15 protein-coding genes are annotated in these 21,399 nt (G+C 40.5%); 10 read left to right on the plus strand and 5 right to left on the minus strand.

Features of this window, described 5'->3' with window-relative positions; translation table 11 throughout:
- Positions 1-142 precede the first annotated feature (142 nt).
- Positions 143-4,093 (plus strand): hybrid sensor histidine kinase/response regulator transcription factor, encoded by a 3,951-nt coding sequence (locus tag BLS35_RS14850; RefSeq protein ID WP_165973323.1) that lies wholly within the window; start codon positions 143-145, stop codon positions 4,091-4,093.
- A 108-nt stretch (positions 4,094-4,201) separates the two neighbouring features.
- Here the strand turns inward: BLS35_RS14850 and BLS35_RS27845 are convergent, their stop codons facing one another.
- The 3 genes from BLS35_RS27845 to BLS35_RS14865 are packed head-to-tail and all read right to left on the minus strand — an operon-like array spanning position 4,202 to position 7,253.
- A complete protein-coding gene (locus tag BLS35_RS27845; protein WP_165973322.1) occupies positions 4,202-4,378 on the minus strand; it encodes a hypothetical protein in 177 nt (58 codons plus the stop codon).
- A gap of 34 nt (positions 4,379-4,412) precedes the next feature.
- Positions 4,413-5,999 (minus strand): ATP-binding protein, encoded by a 1,587-nt coding sequence (locus tag BLS35_RS14860; RefSeq protein WP_090782390.1) that lies wholly within the window; start codon positions 5,997-5,999, stop codon positions 4,413-4,415.
- A gap of 33 nt (positions 6,000-6,032) precedes the next feature.
- Positions 6,033-7,253 carry a sensor histidine kinase gene (locus BLS35_RS14865; RefSeq protein WP_090782392.1) on the minus strand — a complete coding sequence of 407 codons (1,221 nt, stop codon included), beginning with the start codon at positions 7,251-7,253 and terminating at the stop codon, positions 6,033-6,035.
- A 413-nt stretch (positions 7,254-7,666) separates the two neighbouring features.
- Here BLS35_RS14865 and BLS35_RS14870 point away from each other — a divergent pair, with 413 nt between their 5' ends.
- The 6 genes from BLS35_RS14870 to BLS35_RS14895 all read left to right on the plus strand — a co-directional run bounded on the left by BLS35_RS14870 (position 7,667) and on the right by BLS35_RS14895 (position 18,022).
- Positions 7,667-11,263, plus strand: coding sequence for a SusC/RagA family TonB-linked outer membrane protein (locus BLS35_RS14870; protein ID WP_090782394.1), 3,597 nt, complete (start codon positions 7,667-7,669; stop codon positions 11,261-11,263).
- A gap of 10 nt (positions 11,264-11,273) precedes the next feature.
- Positions 11,274-12,677 carry a RagB/SusD family nutrient uptake outer membrane protein gene (locus BLS35_RS14875; protein ID WP_090782644.1) on the plus strand — a complete coding sequence of 468 codons (1,404 nt, stop codon included), beginning with the start codon at positions 11,274-11,276 and terminating at the stop codon, positions 12,675-12,677.
- Between the two features lie 22 nt (positions 12,678-12,699).
- Positions 12,700-14,685: a TlpA family protein disulfide reductase gene (locus tag BLS35_RS14880; protein WP_165973321.1), complete on the plus strand. Its 1,986-nt coding sequence runs from the start codon at positions 12,700-12,702 to the stop codon at positions 14,683-14,685.
- Positions 14,685-15,761, plus strand: coding sequence for an alpha/beta hydrolase (locus BLS35_RS14885; RefSeq protein ID WP_090782400.1), 1,077 nt, complete (start codon positions 14,685-14,687; stop codon positions 15,759-15,761). The genes BLS35_RS14880 and BLS35_RS14885 overlap by 1 nt, the downstream gene beginning before the upstream one ends.
- A 253-nt stretch (positions 15,762-16,014) precedes the next feature.
- Entirely contained in the window at positions 16,015-17,577 is a 1,563-nt protein-coding gene (locus BLS35_RS14890; RefSeq protein WP_090782402.1) for a hypothetical protein, read from the plus strand.
- Between the two features lies 1 nt (position 17,578).
- Positions 17,579-18,022 carry a hypothetical protein gene (locus BLS35_RS14895; RefSeq protein WP_132226004.1) on the plus strand — a complete coding sequence of 148 codons (444 nt, stop codon included), beginning with the start codon at positions 17,579-17,581 and terminating at the stop codon, positions 18,020-18,022.
- 27 nt (positions 18,023-18,049) lie between these two features.
- On the opposite strand, the gene BLS35_RS14900 is transcribed toward BLS35_RS14895, so the two are convergent.
- Both BLS35_RS14900 and BLS35_RS14905 read right to left on the minus strand, forming a co-directional pair.
- Positions 18,050-19,057: a FecR family protein gene (locus tag BLS35_RS14900; RefSeq protein WP_090782406.1), complete on the minus strand. Its 1,008-nt coding sequence runs from the start codon at positions 19,055-19,057 to the stop codon at positions 18,050-18,052.
- Positions 19,058-19,136: 79 nt separating this feature from the next.
- Positions 19,137-19,739, minus strand: coding sequence for an RNA polymerase sigma factor (locus BLS35_RS14905; RefSeq protein ID WP_090782408.1), 603 nt, complete (start codon positions 19,737-19,739; stop codon positions 19,137-19,139).
- Between the two features lie 238 nt (positions 19,740-19,977).
- Here BLS35_RS14905 and BLS35_RS14910 point away from each other — a divergent pair, with 238 nt between their 5' ends.
- From BLS35_RS14910 to BLS35_RS14920, 3 genes are all read left to right on the plus strand, one after another.
- Complete coding sequence (locus BLS35_RS14910) at positions 19,978-20,337, plus strand: VOC family protein (protein ID WP_090782410.1); 360 nt, start codon at positions 19,978-19,980, stop codon at positions 20,335-20,337.
- A 75-nt stretch (positions 20,338-20,412) separates the two neighbouring features.
- Complete coding sequence (locus BLS35_RS14915) at positions 20,413-20,874, plus strand: MarR family winged helix-turn-helix transcriptional regulator (RefSeq protein ID WP_090782412.1); 462 nt, start codon at positions 20,413-20,415, stop codon at positions 20,872-20,874.
- 297 nt (positions 20,875-21,171) lie between these two features.
- A complete protein-coding gene (locus BLS35_RS14920; protein WP_090782414.1) occupies positions 21,172-21,393 on the plus strand; it encodes a hypothetical protein in 222 nt (73 codons plus the stop codon).
- The last annotated feature ends 6 nt before the right edge of the window (positions 21,394-21,399 follow it).

The raw sequence follows: 21,399 nt of genomic DNA on the forward strand, positions 1-21,399 counted from the left end.
AATTTTAAAATTTGATTAGTTTCGTTAAGATACCTCAATGGATCTGAAAACCAAATAATAATCAGCTATGAGATCGTTCGGTCCGATATATGTTTTCGTTGCTCTTTTGACTTTATGGCCTTTCGCCGGCAATGCCCGGCAGATGAGGTTTAATAGTCTTAGCGTAGCTGAGGGCTTATCTCAAAATTCGGTACTTTCTATTGCTCAGGATAAAAAAGGGTTTATGTGGTTTGGGACACGTAGTGGACTAAATAGATATGATTCGCGCTCCTTAAAAGTATTCCGTGAAGGATCTGAAGAAGATAATTACATTACCGCATTGTTGTGTGACCGTGAGGGAAAACTATGGGTAGGCTCAAGAAACGGACTCAGGGTTTTTGATGTCAACAAAGAAAGTTTTGTAGATGTTCCGCTTGATTATAGCTATACCTCGGACGCCTTGAGTAGAACCGTAAATTCCATCTACCAGGACCGCAGGGGCAAACTATGGATTTGCACTCAATTTTCTTTAACGACAATTGAGACAGGGCCGAAGGGGAACACCATCAGATCAATTCCATTGACAAAAGATCGGAATGTTGTGCGTGCTGTGTTTGAGGATCATGCGGGTGTTTTCTGGGTCGCCACTTCGGCAGGTATCCTGAGGCTTTTTCCCCGGGCAAATGGCTATAAGCTGGCCGGTGTTATCGGAAATGTTGATTCCCGAAGTTTAGCGGATGAGCAGGTCATGACTTTTGCAGAAGATCATCAGCAAAATATGTGGATAGGTACTTTGAACGGAGGCTTGAAGCGATATAAAAAAGAAATTGACAAGGTGGTGGATTATGTGGCTAACAGTCCGGACAACAGGCTCGTCAGTAGTAAAATCAGGAAATTGGCCCTGGATAAATCAGGCAACCTGTGGATCGGCACGCAAGGCGGACTATCCATTCTGAATTTAAGCGCTGGCACGTTGAAAAGTTATGTCAATGATCCCTGGAATCCGTATAGTTTAAGCCAGAATTCTGTTCATAGTCTATACAGCGATAACATTGGCAACATGTGGGTAGGAACTTTTTTTGGAGGGGTGAATAGCTACTATTTCTATAATACACCTTTTAAGGCCTTCAGTAACCGGTCTGTTGAAAGCAGGCTGAACAACAATGTCATCAGTTCGGTGATAGAGGATGAACAATTAAACCTTTGGATTGGCACAGAAGGGGGCGGCGTAAATTACCTGAACCGACAAACAGGTAAGGTCAGTTATTATACGAATGATCCGAATAATCCAGAAAGCCTTGGCTCTAATCTGGTAAAACTCATCTTTAAAGACAAAGCGGGCAACATTTGGGTGGGTACTCATGGTGGTGGTTTAAATCTTTTTGATCCTGAGACAAACGGTTTTAGGAGATATTTATACTTCAATAACGAAACGCTGGGGTCGGAGGTGACTTGTATGCTGCAGGATGATTTAGGCCGCTATTGGATCGGTACCGAGATCGCGGGACTGAAGCTTTATCGTAAACAGAGGGAGCGCTTGGAGGCTATATCTGGCTTTTTTAAGGAAAAGATCTTTACCAGGGGCCATATTCTATCCATTATTCAGGCTCAGGATAAGTCGATCTGGTTTGGAGGGCGTAAAGGACTTTACCTCATCAGACAACCAGAGAAAAAGGAGGCAAGGCTAATCAGTCTTAATGTGAATGACATCATCAATTGCCTTTACCAGGATAGTCTCGGTTCTGTCTGGGTAGGAACAAATGACAATGGTTTGCTGGAATATAACAATAAAGGCCAGTTGAGGTCGTCCTATACCTATACGAAAGGTCTTTCAGACAATAAAGTACTGGGAATATGTGAAGATGAGGACCGTAACCTTTGGGTGAGTACAGGTAACGGTCTGTGCAAAATTGATTTCAGAAGAAAGGTGATCAATACCTATACCGAGGCAGATGGACTTTCGGCAAATATTTTTAATAACAATTCTTATTTCCGCAGTAGAACGGGTGAGATGTACTTTGGCGGTTTTGCAGGCTTGAACAGTTTTTATCCGAATCGAATACAGAAAAACCCAAAGGCTCCCCCTGTTTACATAAACGGCATCTACATTCAGGATCAAAAAGGGAAAACCAAAGGTGGCTATATCAGCGCATATCAGAAAAATAACCTGGTGCTTCCGTATGACCAGAATGTGTTTACTATTGATGTGGCGATCCTGAACTTTGTAAAAGCCAGTAAAAACAGGGTCAAATACAAATTGAACGGTTATGATAAGGATTGGGTGATTGCTCAGGATCAATCTATAAACTATACAAATGTTCCGCCAGGGAAATATCAGTTTGTTGTTATGGGGGCAAACAATGATAATGTTTGGAGTAAGGAGTCCAGTTTGAATATCAGTGTTTTGCCTCCCATATGGAGAACATGGTGGGCCTATATGCTTTATGGATTGGCATTTTCTGCTTTGATATTTCTGGTCATCAGGTATATTGTTCTGCGGGCCTTGTACCTTAAAGATAAAGAAGTAACGCAACTGAAACTTAATTTTTTCACCAATATATCTCATGAAATCAGGACACACCTTTCTCTAATCATCGCTCCGGTAGAGCGGTTAATCTCAAAGGGCAATAAAGATCATGTCGATAGAAAGCACCTGTTGACCATAAAAAGTAATTCCGAGAGTCTCCTGCAGCTGGTCAACGAACTGATGGACTTCAGGAAAGCAGAGACAGGCCACCTGCCGCTGCAAGTATCTAGCTGGAATATTGTACCTTTTGTTAAAGACATTTTTTTATCATTCGATGAATTGGCTGATTCGAAGCAGCTCATAACCGACTTTATCGCATCTACTGAAGTGCTTGAAGTTTACTTTGACAAAGAGCAATTGGAAAAGGTTTTTTATAACTTGTTTTCAAATGCAGTTAAGTTTAGTCCGGAAGGAGGTAGGGTACGGGTCAGCATTGATGAATCAGAGAAATCCTGCAGGATCAGGGTAAGCAATACAGGAAGAGGTATCTCAGTCGAAAACATCAAAAAATTGTTTGATAACTATTTTCAGGAAAATGAGGATGGTCGGAATAATACAGGCTACGGTATAGGTCTTGCGTTGACTAAAACAATCGTCGAACTGCATCATGGGGTTTTGGAGGTTGTCAGTGAACATGGATTTGCTGAGCAAAACAGAACGACTTTTACAGTAACGCTTAAAGGAGGAAAGGCACACTTTGATCCAGCTCAAATCATTCCCGTTTCTAATGCCTCAATGCTTCGACTGCCAGTCGTCCCATCCCCAAAGGATCCTAAGCCTGATCCTGGCGAAAAATATACTGCTGATCAAACGGTGATGATTGTTGAAGATAATGAAGAAATAAGAAGATTTATTGCCAATGAATTGACCGACAGGTTCCAGGTCATCGAATGTGTTAATGGCAGGGAGGGCTGGGATGGGGCCTTAAATCACATTCCTGATCTGATTATCAGTGATGTGATGATGCCCGAGATGGATGGCCTGGAACTCAGTAGAAGACTGAAATCGGATCAGCGGACAAGTCATATCCCGTTAATTTTGTTAACCGCTAAAAATGCTGTGGAACATCACATAGATGGTCTCCAGAATGGTGCAGATCTTTATCTAACTAAGCCATTTAGTATCGAAGTGCTCAATCTTCAGATTCATAATATTTTCAGATCACGCGAAATACTATGGTCACAGTTCAATCGGCGACTGAGTCCGGATGCTGAAGATGTAAATGAGAAAGTTGAGGATGCAATTGCTATGCATCCGCTTGATGTCGCTTTTATAGAAAAAGTTAATGCTATCGTTAACGAAAACCTTTTGGGACCCGAATTTGGCATTGCGATGCTTTCTAAAAAGCTTTCAATGAGTCAGCCAGTTATCAATAAAAAAATAAAAGCCATTACCGGACTCTCGGCAAATGATTACGTTAAATCACTGAGGTTGAAGAGGGCTGCCGAACTTCTGTTGGAGAAGAGATATACGGTATATGAGATTGCTTATATGGTCGGGTACGAAAACAGTAAGTACTTTAGTCGTGAATTCAAAAAACACTTTGGCATAACACCTAGTGAATACGGTGCGCTCAAAGAAATATAGTTTAAAGTTGAAGCGTTTTAAACTTCAGACTAGTCTACAAGAGATGACCTGTTTTTTTAGCATACTCTAGTTAAGATAAATGTGATTTTTTATACACATAAAAATATCCTAAAAGAGACTGCAGGTATACCATTTGAATTGAATTGTTTCCATCCGGATAGAGATCCAGTGGGTAATTTTCCCTATATGATTTATAACCGGGGCAATGTTAATGCTCACAGTGTAAGTCTTGCCCTCTTTGGTATAATTGATCAATTCAACATTGCAGGCCTGTTGGTTTTTCATAGCATGGTCAATTTGAACCATGGTGAGGTGTAAATTAACTGATTTCGCTATATTGTTCAAAAGGTAAAATGATACTAAAAACTGCTCCGTTATGGTTGGCAACATTAATGCTACCCCCATGGGCAGTAATACATTGTTTAACTATAGCCAACCCAAGCCCGGTACCATTAATGGTATCGGTGGTTATAAAAGGATCAAAAAGGGTGTTGATGATTTCTGTTGGGATACCGGGCCCATTATCTGCAACAGCGATTTGTACCTGGTTGCTTTTAACATCAAGACTGGCGCTTATCTGAATAGAGGGACCTTTTACTTTTTTAGCTTCCAGTACCACAATGGCATTGTTGATGAGGTTTAGGAAGGCCCGTTTTATTTTTCGTTCATCCAGTGAAACAAGCAGCTCTGAAGGAACAGACTGATGTATGGATATATGTTGCTTATCTGTACCGACAGCCATAGATACAGCCGTTTCTATCAGGTGCTGTAAATTAACTGGTGCTTTTAGAACAGGCTTTTCTTTGATAAAATCCAGGAAATCATCAAATATCTCTGATGCTTCCAATGCACATTCGTCCAGCAGGTGTGTCCATTCTGGTTCCTTATTTTCTTCTTTCATCATGCTGGTAATCACTTTCATGTTTTTGATGGGCGAACGCAGGTCGTGCATCACCATGCCAATAGCTTTACCTACTATAGAAAGTTTTTCTTTCTGAATGAGCTGTTCGGTCAGTTCTGCATTGCGAATGGCCTGGGCCGCATTTTGCACAAAAAGTTTAAGCAGGTACATTTTCTCGGTTTTCAGTTTCTCTTGCTTTTGAAGTACCGCAAAAACGGAATAGCTATCCATGCGGACAAGAACCAACTCATCCAGTTGCACCACTTCGTCTGCTGCAATGCTGATTTTTTTTATTCTGTTGATCAATTCATCAAGGTTAATCTTTGCTTCAATGGCCCCGATAGAAAGGATTTTTTCGTAGCTAAGATCATCATTCAATTTGCCAAGAAGGGCCATATCGGTGCCTATAGAGATAGCCAGCTGTTCAAGAATGTTTTTGAGCAGGGAATTCAACTGCCGTTCGCTTAAACCAATAGAGGATATGGATTCAATTAGTTTTTCGAGATTACGAAGGCGGTCGTAATCTGTAATGGCTTTTGTAGCCAACAGGATAATTTCTTCTGCGGCATAGGGTTTGCAATGATACCCTACATTTTGGCCAGCTTTGTCTACTATCTCTTCTACAGACTGGTCACTATAAGCAGTAATGAATATAATCTCCGCCTTGCTGTCGTATTTACGGATCTGCATGGCGGTTTCCAGTCCATCCCAACCTGGCATACGGATGTCCAGAAAAATAACAGCATAAGGCTTTCCGGCCTCAATCGCTTTTTTTACCATGTCAACGCCATCCATTCCGTTAGCGGCTTTTTTTACCGTAAAAATAGGAATCCGACTTGTGCGTGGGGTCAGGATTTCCTGGGGGGTATCAAACAAAATACTGGCAGCCGCAGAAATGCTGCTATCGACAAGAGCAGCCTTTCGGGGGACAAGTATCTCTTCAATGTTATCGCGTACCAGTTCTTCATCGTCAATTACCAATACAGCGGTATTTACTTGGTTCATAATTAGGTGGATTAGGGATGGATTATTTAAATTTTAGTAGCTAAACCTGATCAGGGTTGTAGTGCCAAGACCAGGCCCCTTGCTGTTCACCTCAATGGAGCCAGCATGGCTTTCTACGATGGACTTGCAATTGGATAGACCTAGTCCCGTACCCGTATTTTTTGTCGTAAAGCCCCTTTCAAAAATACGGGCGGCAGTGGCAGTATCAAAACCCGTTCCGCTGTCCATTATTGTCAATTCCAATGTTTCATCTTTAGGCAGCAGTTCAATGGAAATGTTCTTTTTTTTGGCATCTAAATCGATGGCCTCAATGCTGTTTTTTAGCAGATTTAAAATTACCTGCATTAGCTTGGTACGGTCGCCCTTAATCAAGGGCACCTGCTCCGGAGCATTTAACCTGAAGGCAATTCCTTTTTTATCATAGGAGGCAAACAGCATAGATTGGCAATCGTGGATGATCTCTTTTAAACTGACCGGCTTGCGATCAGGCGTGCCCCTGCCTGTTACATAATGGCGCTGTATGTTCAGTATTTCCTGGATATGGCTCACTATATTCAGCTGTTCGGTAATCGTGCGGCGTATTTCGGCCTGGTTGACTTTTTCCGACCGGGCAATCCCATCAATGAGGTTTAATAAAGCTCCAGCCTTCTCTTCGCCCAGTACTGTGGCTAGTGCAGCTTGCTGGCTTTTTAAAAACAGGGAAGTGTTTTCCAGGTTTTTTACATTGTCCAGCTCCATAGCACGGCTAATACGCGTTAAGTACGAGCCAAAGCCTACCACCGCATTACCAATATCGTGCAATACCTCTGATGCGATCTCGAACTTGCCCTGGGCTACGGCGTTGTCCAGGTTGGCCTGCTGCATGGCCTTTTCTTCCAGGTATTTACTGGTCTGGTCGTCAAAGCCTACAATAATGCAGTCCTCAAACATTTTGCTAACGCTAAACTGGATATGCTTCTCTACCTGGTCATTGGGAGGAGGCAGTTTAAACTTGTGCAATTCGTTATAAATGATCTGGCCATTAGGTTTCCTGTAACTCTTAATCCTCGCTGTGATGCCTGGGAAGATCTTATCGAGAATGGGATAGAGGTTTTCGGTATCTAGTTCGTAGAACTCACATACAGGGTGCAACAAAGTTTTGCCAGCTAAATTTAGTAGTGTTATTTTACCGTCCTGTTTAATTTCGGCCAGGGCCAGGGGGGCATAAGTAAAAATTGCATTGAACTTATGTTCGGAAAGATCTGATTGCTCCATGGGATGATTTTTTTGATCTTTATATATCTATACTATAGTTAAACGTTAACATGAGCTTAATGTTTTTAATTCATAAATAAAATTTCCACTGGGGTCCTTTTACTCAAACCAAGGGTACTGGTTTGAAATTATGAAATAATATGGCGGCTTTTTTCCGTTACGCTCGTCCTGACCGGTGATAAAGCCTGGCAGGCTGGTTCTGCATACGTATAAGCCGACATTGTTAGTTTAATGAATTTTTAAGGCAATTGATTTTATACTTTCGTTTATAGTTTTCTGATGCGGGTAGGTGTTTCGACACAAAAGTTTGGAGCACTAGATAAAAATATGTTCAGCCATGGGGTGATTCTTTTTTTTTTACTGTTATACTGTTGATAGCCCAATTTAAATATCAAACTAAACAATCAATCAACATGACCAAAATTTTTACAAAGCCAATTTTTTACCTGTTGTTGTTCACTACACTTTGTAGCAGCTACAACGCCTTGTACGCTCAAGTAAGAAAGATAACCGTCGAATCGGCACTGGGTGCCATTTCGAAAAAGTACAAAACGAAATTCGCGTACAAGCACGGCATCATTGAAAATAAGTTTGCTGATGCAGAAAGCTTAAAAGCAAAAACACTCGATGAAGCCTTAAAACGTGTGTTGTATCCGAATGATCTTTTATTCCTCTATGTAAGCGAGGGAAATTATACGATCATCCCGAAGGATGAAGATCTAAAAACAAAGCAATCGGGTGCAGAAAATGCACTCCCAGAAACAAATGCCGTAACGAATGAAATGTTTATAACCGGGCAGGTTTCAGATGAAGCCGGCACGCCGATGCCTGGCGTAACTGTCAAGTCAAACGCTTCTAATAGGTCTGTAGCTACCGATGCGAAAGGAAATTTTTCGCTTTGGGTACCTGGCGAGGCCGATTACGTCAGCTTTTCTTATATAGGCTACGACCGTTACGAAGCGAAGCTAAATGGGAAATCACAACGCTTTGCTATTAGTTTGAATCCGGCTGCCGGTAATGCCCTAAAGGAAGTAGCGATTGTTTCTAATGGGTATCAAAACATTAGTCCAGAACGCGTAACGGGATCTACAGTCTCTATTACTGCCAAACAAATTGAGCAGGTCAAAACAGCCAACATCATCCAGCGTATTGAATCCATGGTTCCAGGACTTAAAGTGACAATCACCGCCGGTGACAATAGTTTTGCCTACGGCAACACGCAACCCAATCTCAATAGCGACGATTCGAGAAGCATTGGCGCTTCAGACTATAATATGGCCATTCGTGGAAGAAGTTCACTTAGGACAAAGGCCTTTCCGTTGGTTGTGGTGGATGGTGCGATTTCGGAAATGGACTTAGCTACACTAAACCCTAACGACGTAGAATCTATTACCTTTTTGAAAGATGCTTCTTCGGCGTCAATTTGGGGCGTACGTGCCGCAAATGGTGTGATCGTAGTTAAAACGAAATCGGGACAAAACAATCAAGCGCCTAATGTCAGCTTCTCAATGACAGGCGCTATAAATGCTAAGCCGAGGCTGGATTACCTGAAAATTATGACTGCGGCAGAGCAAATCAACTACGAGCAGGAACTTGTCGCAAAACGATTGATCACCAAACCAAATGCAATCGCAAACTTCGGTGCGCCGGTTGCAGAAGTAACTGATTTGTCATACCAATTAATTGACAATCCTGCTGGAAAGGCAGCATACGATGCCCGGATCACTGAGCTAAGCAGCAGAGACAGCCGCAGTCAGGTTGAACAATATTTGTTGCAGCCTGCAAATAACCAACAATATAACCTTTCTGTTTCTGGGGGCGGGGCGCTAAGTACTTATTTTTATTCCGCTTCTTATAGTCACGAAAGGCCAAGTACAGTAGGCAACGACGCCAAAAGACTTACCATAGGCTTAAACAATACTTTCAAACTTTTTAAAGTTGCTACCCTGAGTACCAACATCAGAGGTTCCTTCTTCAATTATAAAAATAATGGCATTTCGTTAAATAGGTTGTACGGAGCAACATCTTCAACGTTTATGCCCTACGATCAATTGGTGGATGACCAAGGAAATAGAACGAGTTTTTCTTCCCGTTACTATTCTGGATGGACTAACCGACTTCAAGGGCAAGGATACCTGAACTGGAACACCAGCTACCTGGATGAATTGGATAATGCCGATAATAAACAGGCTGTAAATAACTATTCATTTACCGCTAATTTGAATGTTCCGATTTTTAAGGGACTTTCAGCGAATGCTTTTTTTAGCAACGAGCGTACTTTCGGTCTGCAAACGAATTATTATAATGAAAATACGTTTTATTACAGGGATCTCGTAAATACTTTTACGCCGCTACCTGCTGCCGGAACAGCCGCTAAGAATTCAATTGGGCTAAACAGGGGTGCTGGCGGTATTTTACAGCAGGTGAATTCAACTGATAACAATTATACCGTTCGTGGACAGCTGAATTACGACAATACTTTTGCTGGCAAACATCAGCTTACCGTAATCGCAGGGTCTGAAATCAGACAAACCAATGCCGGTCAGGGTGGTAGTACCATGTATGGGTACAACACTGGAACGGGTCTTAGCAGACCAGTAAATTTCGCTACAGGTTACCCGGGGATTCAATACACTTCAAATCTTAGTGGCGCTGCAACCCGTCAGGATAAGATAAGAAGGTATCTTTCCTATTATAGTAATGCGGGATATACCTATAATGGCAAATATACGCTGTCTGCAAGCCTGCGTTATGACGATTACAACAACTTTGGTGTAGACAGGAAGTTCCGTGCAACACCACTTTGGTCTACGGGTTTAAGATGGGACCTTGCAAAGGAAGATTTCCTAAAGTCGCAGGACTGGATCAGTGGACTGGGCTTAAAAGCATCTTATGGAGTTAATGGAAACATCGCAACTTCTGTATATCCTTTTACTAACATTGCATTAAGCGAATCAGATTACCAAACGGGTTTACCTTATGCTTTTGTAGTAACACCGGCAAACCCAGAATTGAGATGGGAGAAAACTTATGTCACCAACATCGGGCTTGACCTATCTCTTTTCAAAGGACGTATCAATGCCACTGCAGATTTTTACCGCAAACATGGAAAAGATATATTCTATGAATTCCCTGTTAACGATACCTATGGGGTATCTTCTTTGCTAAGAAACGCTACTGAATTAAAAGGTAAGGGTGTAGATATTGGATTGAGTGGCGTAGCTTATAGAACAAAAGATTGGGACGTTACTACCGGACTTAACTTCTCTTACAACACCAATAAAATTGCAGATACCAGGTTTATTCAAACTTCCTCTCTGTTTTCAAACCCGGCCTACTCGAGCTATATCCAAGGCTATCCGACAGATAAATTGTTGGTCTATAAAAATGCTGGTCTTGACGCCCGTGGTTTAACCCAAATCTTTGATGAAAATGGGAATAAGGTTGCTGCAGAGCGCAACATCAACTCCATAGATGCGCTTAAAAATGCGGGACGAACTTCTGCTCCGTATTTTGGTGCGGTAAACCAAAGCGTAAAGTATAAAGCGTTTACCCTGATGGCCATTGCGACCTACCAATTCGGTAGTGTTTTCTTAAGGCCAACAATAACAGGATACTCGGGTGGAAGGACTGGTACACGTTATGATTTAAGTGAGGACGTTGCCAAAAGATGGCAAAAAGCAGGTGATGAAAATATCACAAATGTACCAGGAGTAGCAGGTGCTTACGCCGCGGTAAGCTTACAACGTTACCAGCAGTCGGATATCAATGTGCTCAAAGGAGACTATATTCGCTTGAGAGAGCTTTCATTAACTTATGCACTGCCATTGGCACGTTTCACAAAGGTGGCGAAAACGGCCGACCTAAGCTTTGGGGTGCGTAACCTTGGGCTATTGTGGAAAGCGAATAAAGAAGGCATTGATCCGGATTTTGCCACTGGCTTAAACAGTACGACGTTGGGTCTCCCTGCTTCTGTATCCTACAATTTCTCCCTAAATGTTAACTTCTAATTCTGTAAACATGAAATCAATATATAAATATATCGCAATTTCTTTAAGCCTTGCATCTTTAGTTGGCTGTAAGAAATATGTGGACATTAAAACCCAGGGAAATCTGGTGCCCAACCAGACAATCAATTACCGGTATTTATTAAACAACAATTCGGCATTTGAACCAACAGCCAGTCTTGGTGACTACGCTTCGTCTGATATCGAAATCAATGATGCAAGTCAGGTCACAAGCCTGCTTGCCGGATCGTTTTACTTGCCTTTTGTGAAAGCTTATACCTGGCAAACCAATATTTTTCCATTGGGAAGTTCGGAGGAGACAGACCAGAATTGGCGTGCGCTATATGCGAACATTCTGGTTTGTAATACCATAATCAATGAGTTGCCGACAAGTGATGGTACTGAAGCTGAAAAAGCAGCGCTTAGCGCAGAAGCCAAGGTGCACCGCGCAGATGCTTACCTTGCACTGGTAAATACTTACGCAAAACCATACAATGCCACTACGGCTGTCGCTGATCTTGGTGTACCATTATTATTGGAGCAAACGATTAGTCAGAAATTAAACCGTGCATCCGTTCGCGTGATTTATGATCAAATCCTTTCCGATTTAACGACGGCCATGGAATCGCTTCCAAATTCACAGGCCTTAAATAACCTTCCATCGAAAGCCTCTGCCTATGGAGAATTGGCCCGTTGTTATTTGTTAATGCACGATTATACAAATGCAGGAAGGTATGCGGATATGGCGCTGGCAATGAGGAACACCTTAGTGGATCTCTCGGCATATACTACCTCTACTATAAATACCTACCCAACACGTTTCCTGAATCCTGAAATTCTTTTGTCCAGGACTCCTCAAGACCGAGAGGCAGCATATCCACCTAGAATATTTAAGCTAAGCACCCAATATCGTAGTTTAGTGCTTCCAACCGATTTGCGCTATGCCTTATTTACAACTGCGGGAAATCTAGTATCCTCAGATTATGACCCCAATGGGCGATTTTTTACGAAAGAAAGTGCAATTGGACAACCACGTAACCAAGGGCCTTCCGTACCTGAGATGATGCTCATCAGAGCGGAAGTTTATGCCAGAAATGGTGATGCGACAAATGCGATGCTTTGGGTAAACAGATTGCGCCAAAAAAGATTTAGAGCTGCGGATTATGTTGCCTTAACAGCAACAAGCGCGAGTGATGCGCTTGTAAAAGTGATCAATGAGCGCCGCATAGAGTTCTATGGTACTTCGCTTCGCTGGTATGACATGCGCCGCTTGAAAGATGAGGAGCCATTTAGGATGACCTATACCAAAACCTTTAATAATGTGACCTACACTTTGGCGCCGAACAGTGATCGTTACGTATTCCCAATTGCCGAGGTCCTGCGAAAAACCAATCCAGAGCTGGAGCAAAACCCGTAAAATTTAACAACTTATGACACAAATGAAAAAACAATTCCTATTCCTGGTTTTTCTGTGCTATGCTTTAAATAGCATTGCACAGCAAAACGCCAACTTTACTTTTAGTCCCGAAAAGCCAACAAACGGCCAAACCATCCAAATCAATTACGATGCAAAAGGCACTCCTCTGGAAGGGATGCAAAAAGTCGCTGCGGTGGTTTATCAATACAAGAACTACAAATGGGTAGGCGCGGATTTGCCCTTCACTGGCTCGGCAAACCATTGGCAGGCAAAATTTGATATCCCGTTTGATTGTGGGCTTGTTGCATTGAAGTTCAAATCAGATACCTCGGTAGACAACAACCACGACATGGGTTATTTTATCTTGATGAACGATAAAGACCGGGCAGGAGCAATGGCTCCAGGGGCTTATGCCGGCTGGGGTTTGGCACGTTCTCCAAAGTACGGAAAAGATATTCCCGGATACATTAATTTTAAAGGGATCAGCGATACTGCAACCTATCATTGGTTAAGCCAGGAGATCTCTTTTAATCAAAATGCAAAACAAGTGCTGGCACTTGACTATGCGATAGCCTTGAAGGGATATATGGGCGATGCGGCAACTTCAAAGTTGACCAAAGTGTGCACATATCTAACCCGACCAGATGCAACAGAATCAGATCTCTTGAAAGCCAGATATATCTATCAAAACCTAATGGCAAAAAAGGAATCAGTAGATTCTGTAAACAAGGTTATAAATACCAGGTTCCCGAACGGAAGTTTGGCGCGACTGGCGGCTTTTAGGAAAGTATTTGCAGGCAGGGATGTGGATTCAATACTTACCGGTGCTATAAAATTTTTAGCCGATTTCCCGGAATATAAAACCAATGCCAACTTTGATTTGGAAAACCGGATTAACTATGGAATAGTTTATCAGAATGTAATGGTTTTTGGTACCATGAAAGGTTTGACTCCAGACTACGTCGTTAAATACGCGGACTCCATCTCTTACAATATGCTTACTTCAATTTACTACAAGCTTATTGGGATACCTTACCATAGAAAAGAGGGTGATTTACTTAAGCTAGCAAAATACTCAGACCTATTGGTTAGACGGTATGAATCTTTTAAAGAAAACCGTCCGGAATCCATGCAGTATTTGTCCCCTTCAGAATGGGAGACAGAATACAAGAGGGGATTTGTTTCCACGATTTCTGCAGACCACATTGGTTTGCTAAACCTCAGAGGTAAATATGAGCAGGCTTTAAAATATGTGGAAGACGCGCAGGCGTTGTTGAATTACAGCAAGGCCGAAATTAATAATGAGCATGCCTTGATCTTGAAAAAATTAAACAAGATGCAAGCACTTGAACAGTTGCTGGTAAAAAGTTTCTACAACAATCAAAGTTCTACCGAAATGATTGGAATGTTAAAGGAAATTTACGTCAAAAAGCACAAATCGGACAAAGGATATGATGCTTATCTAGAATCTCTGAAAAATCCCGCGGATAAACTTAAGAATTTAGCAGAGTTAAAGGACACGATGATAAAAGAGGAAATGCCAACCTGGAGCATGAAAGACTTGAACGGTAAAACGGTAAATTCTTCGGATCTGAAAGGAAAAATCGTTATTCTGGATTTTTGGGCAACCTGGTGTGTGCCCTGTAAAGCTTCATTCCCAGGCATGAAATTGGCAGTAGAAAAATACAAGAATGATCCTAACGTAGTCTTTTATTTCGTAGACACGGAGGAGCGCGGTGACACCTATAAAGCAGAGAACGCAAAATACATCAAGGACAATAATTATCCTTTCAACGTACTGTTTGACAATAAAGCTGAGGGCATGAAAACGAACTCTGAAGTGTTTAGTAGAATTTGTAAAGCTTTTAGTATCTCTGGGATACCGCAAAAGCTGATTATCGATAAGAATGGTTTGTTAAGGTTCATTTCCGTTGGCTTTAAGGGAAGTGCGACAGGCCTGGCAGATGAAATGTCGGATTTGATTGAAATGACTAAGAACGCAGAATAATGATGAAGAAAATAATATTGTTGCTTTTATGTACTCTGGGCTTGCTGCAGTTGGCCAGCGCCCAGAAGTTTGTAAATAAGGAGGTTACTTTTGCATCGTCTGATGGTAAAATTCAGTATGCTGGAATACTTTCAGTACCTGAGGGCAGCAAAAAAAAATATCCCGCCGTCGTGATTGTTTCCGGGAGCTATAAGCAGGACAAGGATGGTATGATGGCGGGCCATCCGCTATTTAAACAAATTGCCGATGATCTCAGCAGTAGGGGCGTTGCCGTATTGCGATTAGATGACCGGGGGACAGGCAAAACCACTGGCGTTTATGAAACGTCCACCACTGGTGATTTTGCAGACGATGCCCTGCGGGCAATTCAATACCTTAAAGGGGTTAAAGGTATTAACACCAAGAAAATCGGGTTATTAGGTCATAGTGAAGGTGCGGCGGCCAGTGCAATTGCAGCGTCGAAGAGTAAGGATGTTGCATTTATTGTTAGTGTAGCCGGCTTAGCCACATCAGGCTACGAATCTTTGATCCAGCAAAATGAAGATATCGTAAATGCATCTCAGTTAACTGAAGTAGACAAAAAACGTTCTAACGAAATCAATGGACTTATGTTTAAGGTTGCATTTAAGTATGCAGACTCGGATAGTTTAGAAAATAAGCTGAACACCACATATAACGAATGGAAAGTAAAAGATGATGCCTACTTTAAAACATTGAATATTGAATTTGATCATTTCCGTTTTCCAGTGTATAGCTATGTAAATTATGCAATTGGTCCATGGTACAGGTATTTTATAAAATATAATGCACCTAAAACTGTCGGCTCGGTAAAGGTACCGATCCTCGCCTTAAACGGAGATAAAGATCTGATGGTCTCTGGCAAGAGCAACCTGGAGAACTGGAAAAAATATGCTGCTGCCGGAGGAAATCATAAAGTGGAAACCCACTTGCTTCCCGGGTTAAACCACTTATTTTTACCTTGCGTAACCTGCACAACACAGGAGTACGCGAGTATTAAAGCAAGCTTCTCAACAGAAGCATTACATATTATCGGTAACTGGATTCAGTCTATCTAGCGATTGTACCAGAGAGTATCATTAGAATGGCCCTACATGGCTGTTCTAATGATATAGTTTTTACTCAAAAAACTCGATATCACCTCTTTTCCCTAATTAACAACTCTTCATGCATAAATTCTCAACTAGCAATAACTTTCGTTTGAACGTCGCTCTTCGCTTCGTATTAATACTTTTGACACTAAATAACTTGTCTTGCAAAAGAGATGAGTTAGAGTCCGAAAATGAGACTAACCTTAAATATTTTTTCTACATGGGTAATGATGAAGATATTAAAGTCATAATAGAAGATTTTAAGCAACTGGATAAAAAGAAGAGTTTTACCAGCGCTTATCCAGTGAACGATAAAATCTCTTGGGATCATGCTTACCGTTTATACACGCTAAAGAAGTCTGATAGCGTGAAATATAATGTCCCAATTATAGAAGTAGGAGGAGTAGTCAGAAATTTTATCACGATTTCAAAACGAAAAAATGAGCGTATACAAGCGCCTGCTTTACATGTATTCGATGTTGAGTTCTTAGATAATTTAAATATAGAACAGCGAGCTTTTATTGCAAATTCGCTTAACTGCTTTTCAGCTAGGGGACTGAAAGTCCCAAAAGAAGTTTTGGATTTTACTGAAAATTTCAATGAATTTAACCGTAATTTGATACGGAGCACAGAAGCAAGAATGGCTAACCAAATTGACGATTCTAACAAAGGCAACTTTCAGAGACTTAATGATCATGGAAATAATTCGGTTGCGACAAGTTCAACGAACAGTTGTTTTGTAAGTTTGGACTTTGAATGGTCTTTTTACAGGACTGATAATTGTCCATCCATAGCCGATGCCAACGCTTCGATCATAAACACTATCATTACGTACCTCGACCAAAGATTAGCAGGTGTCCCACAAGTTGAAAAAATAGAATATAATCCATTTTCTGGTATTATCATTACTGGAGAGGCTGGTTATATTTCCAATAACAAATCTTATTTCATGTCTTTAGTTGAACAAAGTAAGTACATATATTTCCATTGTGCTGTGGGCGGATCGCTTTATTTTACCAGAAATACTGTTTCAGATAATTGTCAAAACTCTCCGGGAGGCGGCGGGGGCAGTTCTCCTAACAATGTTATAGTAGATCAGACTGTCGTAAACAATGTTAAACTTAGTTGTGTGATGGGTAAGATATTGAATACGGCAAACAGTGGATATGTTAAGTTACTTCAAGGGTTCATCAATAGCTCGACATACAACGTAACTTTTAAGGTTGAACCTGTTATACCGACTCAGACAGGAACCGCAAATGGAAGTACGGTTCAGCCTATAGGTACTAAAAATGTGATTATTTATTTAAAAACCTCGTTCGTTGAGCAGAATTCGGTAGCTAACGTAGCAAAAACGGTTGTGCACGAAATGGCACATGCATACCTAGCACAGAAACTGCTAACTATTGGAGGGGCTGGAAATCTTGCTCAAAATATGAATAACAAAGAGTTTAAAGATTTATTTGCTTACTATTCCAAGTATGTAAACCCAGCCACCGGTGCTTTTTCAGCTGTAGCAAATAATGACTTTGACCATGCAGCAATGGCCGGATTATTGATCAATGATATAGCAGGAGGTATTAAAGATTTTATTGAATCTAATTATCCGGCTGTAAAAACCGACGAATATGTATCATTTGACAACTACAAAGCTCTTGCTTGGATAGGTCTCAGAGATACTGAAGCATATGATAAGTTTAAGTCTTTGACTGGGGAGACTAACGAGTCACAAACGTTGAAAATTACTGTTTTGGAATCTTCAAGTACATATGACTGCAATTAATATGAAAAGTACACTGTTTTTATTAATAATAATATGCTCTTGGCAAACGTTGAATGCTCAGAGTAAAAAAGATATATATCATTTACTTTCTAAGGGATCTTATCAAACACAAAAAATTGTTAGAACTGTAAGATTTAAAACCGAACGACTTGACACAGTATATGCTTTCTCACTGACTTGCGATTGTAAGCCTGGTGCGCTTGGTTTTATTCACACTGTTAATCCAGAAAGGGGACCAGTGAATTTGCCAATACGATCGCTGACTAATAAAGAATTAAAAAACATTGAGTTTTTATCTCTTGATAGCCTTGTCAATCTCATGAAGGACAATGACAATACATTTAATTCAAAATTTAACTTATACTTAGTTGAGAAAGGCAAGGTAAATTTCGCCTACAATGTATTCAAGATCACTTCTTTCGGCGATTATGAAGACGGCTATTAAGGAATTATCTATCTAAATTTTTTCCGCTTACTTACTCATCATCAAAACCGTGTCGCCTTCTTTCACCATCCTCGTTTGGAGAATATTCGATAGTACAAACAAAACACTTTCTTTGCTCTTAAAGGAAACGCTGCCATCAATAGTTACATCAGCCATTTTTGGATCGCTCAACTTAACCCGTTGACCATATACGTCTTCAAGTTCTTGTAAAATCTCCCTCACCGTTGTTTTCTGCATGAACATGTTTCCCTCAATCCAGGCACGTTCGGACGCTATGTTAGTTTGAACAACTTTCAACCTTTCATTTGGCGTCTCTATGGCCATCTGACTAGGTTTTAAAATGAAACTGTTACCCGAGTTTACCGAAGCTACCTGTACGCTTCCATTACTCAGTACAACTTTTGATTGTTGGTTTCTGTCTTTGACGTTAAATTCTGTACCCAATACCTCAATTCGGAGATGTGCTGTACTTACACGAAAACGATCTGCTGCAGAGATGTTTTTGGGATCGTGGTTCAGGTGTACAACTTTAAAATAAGCTTCACCTTTTAATTGAACGGACCTTTTCTTTGTAAGGGTCCAAAGCATAGGATAGTCAATGGAAGAATTCGCATTTAGGACAACCTGACTGCCATCTGGAAGGGTAACCGTTTTCTTTTCGCCATAAGCAGTCTGTATAGTAACTGTAGCATTGAATAGCCAAAGGGATATTCCAAAAAGCGCAAGTATGGCAGCCGCGCTACTAATAGCGATGTATAATTTTCTTACGCTGGATTTTTTTCGCTCCTGCCTATCAATGGAAGCATCGATATCTGCAAGTATACCGGCTTCAAAACCGGCAGGTAGATCAATCCTTTTTGCCGTGTAAATGAATGCAAGTTCTTTTTTTGCGGTTTGATATGCACTGTTTTGCGCTGCGCCTTTTTCAAATTCTTCCCAGAATTCCAGCTCCTCACCATACCTTACAGATCTGATAAAGGCCGGGTCATTGAGGAAATCTTCAGTGCTGTAGTTGTGGTATTTCTGTTCTTGCATCTAATTAATTTTTCAGTAGAGGGCTCTCTTAGATAAACACGGAATTATGAAAAATCACCCCATTGTAAAATGTTTTTTTTTAAAATATCTGCGATTTATACTGAAATAGCATTAGTAAAACCATCGCAGCATCAACATCAAGAATAACTTTAAGTGCTTCCAGTGCTCTTGCCGAAAGTTTGTAGGCGCCTTTTACAGATATATTCATCAATTCCGAAATCTGTTCATAGTCCATCTCTTCAAAATATTTTAAATAAATAATTTCCTTTTGTCTTCCAGTCAACTGTTCCAGGGCCATGCGGATCTTTTGCGACTGTGCCATTGCCTCATCGTTCTGTATATGGACGGATTCCGCATTAAATTCAATAATGAAATCATCTGGCTTTAATTCTGCCTTCAAGAAACGGTCTTCTCTAGCTTTATAGGTCATGATGGTGTTGCGCAATGCCCCTAATAAATAAAGTCGTTCGTTGTCCGTCTGACCTAACGTTTTACGGTTCGCCCAAAGCTTAGTGAACAAGTCGTGGATACAATCTCTGGTTTGATCTTCATCTTTAAGAATTCGCATGCCATATTCAAAAAGACGGGCTACATGCGTATTATAAATCGTGGTAAAAGATTTTCTGTTTCCCCGGGTGAAATCAAGCCATAAATTTGAAGGTTCGCCGTAAGCTTTCAACACGCAATGATATTTTTTTTAAATATAGTATAAAAACCATTATTATAGTGACGCGATGGACCTTACGACTGTTTTAGAAAAATTCCACTTGCTGAAGATTTCCAATATTTCGCTTTGCCTGAAAACATTATTCGGGCTTGCTTTAAGCCCATAAATACAGCGACAAGAATGGATTTAAAATTCTATTTGTATATTGTTGTCGAATATACTATATTTACGACAACAATTAGAGTTTTAGAAAATGATACAATTGACATTTGCATCACTACAAGTGATAAATTTAGAAGCATCAAAAGACTTCTACACAAAAAAATTAGGCTTTGAAATTGACAACTCAAATCCGCAAGCCTGCGTTTTTAAGTATAATGAAGGACAAGCAAGTTTTGCTATCCGCACACCTCTTGAACCAATCGAAGGAAAAGAATTAGGAATTGGTGTGGCCCTTTGGTTTGCCGTTAACGAAAATGTGGACGAACTGAAAGAGAAATTCATTACAAATGGAGTAACTACTGCGGGACCAATTATTGAAACACCTTTTGGCAGAGCATTCCACGTAAAGGACATTGACGGCTATAAATTGACTTTCTTGCAAGCAGGATAATACCTCAAATATGAAAACATTAATTACAACGAACTCATTGTCTGAATTTTTAAAAGAAGTATATAGATAAAAGTCGTGGCTAAAAAAATAGAATTTAAGTTTAAAACCCCAAATGAAAGTCCAGGTTATCTTTTGGGACAATTGACACTGTTGTGGCAACGAAAACTGAAAAAGGTTTTAGACCCATTAAACCTGACACAGACACAATTTGTGCTTTTGGCCGCATTAGGCTGGCTTTCGAGAGAAAACAACAATGTAACACAGGTGGACATCGCTAATCAGGGAAACGCAGACAGAATGATGGTATCCAAAGTTCTACGAACATTGGAAGAAAAGGAATTTATCAGCAGGCAGGAACACCAAACGGACACAAGAGCCAAAGTAATTAAATTGACGGACAACGGTGCGAAAGTTCTGCAAAAAGCATTGACAGCGGTTGAAAATGCCGACATAGACTTCTTCTCAGTTTTGGGCGAAAACTTGACCTTGTTTAATCATCATATGATAAATTTGACCGAACAAAACAAAGACGATTAAAAGTGCTTACTGCTAAAGGGGGGGGGGACTATAAGTACTGGGTATAAGTTTCTTTTTTGCCTGACTTTTTTTCTGGTAATCTTGGCTTGGTTTTACATTGGTGTATACCAGGTCAGCAGTTAAAAGAAGATCTAAAACGCTAATGGGTTACTATAACTATAGAATTAAGAGATTGGATTGCCAGGGAGAGCATATCCGCATTAAAGGATGTTTCAAGAATCAACAACAGTAATAGTAAATCTCGATAACGGGATATAAATTTAGTTAACTTTTTTATATTTACATAATGGTGATCAAATGGTAATTATTCAGGGCGAATATTCTGGCACACAAAATTTTGTCTGCTTAGATATTTCCTTTTTAGAATTTTTACAGATGGCTTTTCTATATAGGGATCTTGAAAATATGCTTGATGAATGGGATGACGGGCTAGATGAAGAAAAGATAGATGGTTTCAAAAAAGAAATCAATACTATAAAATCTAATTTATACGAATTATATCCGTTTCAATATTTTTAGTTTTAA

Origin of the sequence: Pedobacter sp. ok626 (assembly GCF_900100435.1) — a bacterium.
Classification (GTDB): domain Bacteria; phylum Bacteroidota; class Bacteroidia; order Sphingobacteriales; family Sphingobacteriaceae; genus Pedobacter.

Bases quoted from the DNA above. Each gene is read 5' to 3' on its own strand.
- BLS35_RS14850 (WP_165973323.1), top strand. From the start codon at position 143: ATGAGGTTTAATAGTCTTAGCGTAGCTGAGGGCTTATCTCAAAATTCG.
- BLS35_RS14890 (WP_090782402.1), top strand. From the start codon at position 16,015: ATGGGTAATGATGAAGATATTAAAGTCATAATAGAAGATTTTAAGCAA.
- BLS35_RS14865 (WP_090782392.1), bottom strand. From the start codon at position 7,253: ATGGAGCAATCAGATCTTTCCGAACATAAGTTCAATGCAATTTTTACT.
- BLS35_RS14885 (WP_090782400.1), top strand. From the start codon at position 14,685: ATGATGAAGAAAATAATATTGTTGCTTTTATGTACTCTGGGCTTGCTG.
- BLS35_RS14900 (WP_090782406.1), bottom strand. From the start codon at position 19,057: ATGCAAGAACAGAAATACCACAACTACAGCACTGAAGATTTCCTCAAT.
- BLS35_RS14920 (WP_090782414.1), top strand. From the start codon at position 21,172: ATGGTAATTATTCAGGGCGAATATTCTGGCACACAAAATTTTGTCTGC.
- BLS35_RS14880 (WP_165973321.1), top strand. From the start codon at position 12,700: ATGAAAAAACAATTCCTATTCCTGGTTTTTCTGTGCTATGCTTTAAAT.
- BLS35_RS27845 (WP_165973322.1), bottom strand. From the start codon at position 4,378: ATGAAAAACCAACAGGCCTGCAATGTTGAATTGATCAATTATACCAAA.
- BLS35_RS14875 (WP_090782644.1), top strand. From the start codon at position 11,274: ATGAAATCAATATATAAATATATCGCAATTTCTTTAAGCCTTGCATCT.
- BLS35_RS14910 (WP_090782410.1), top strand. From the start codon at position 19,978: ATGATACAATTGACATTTGCATCACTACAAGTGATAAATTTAGAAGCA.
- BLS35_RS14860 (WP_090782390.1), bottom strand. From the start codon at position 5,999: ATGAACCAAGTAAATACCGCTGTATTGGTAATTGACGATGAAGAACTG.
- BLS35_RS14895 (WP_132226004.1), top strand. From the start codon at position 17,579: ATGAAAAGTACACTGTTTTTATTAATAATAATATGCTCTTGGCAAACG.
- BLS35_RS14870 (WP_090782394.1), top strand. From the start codon at position 7,667: ATGACCAAAATTTTTACAAAGCCAATTTTTTACCTGTTGTTGTTCACT.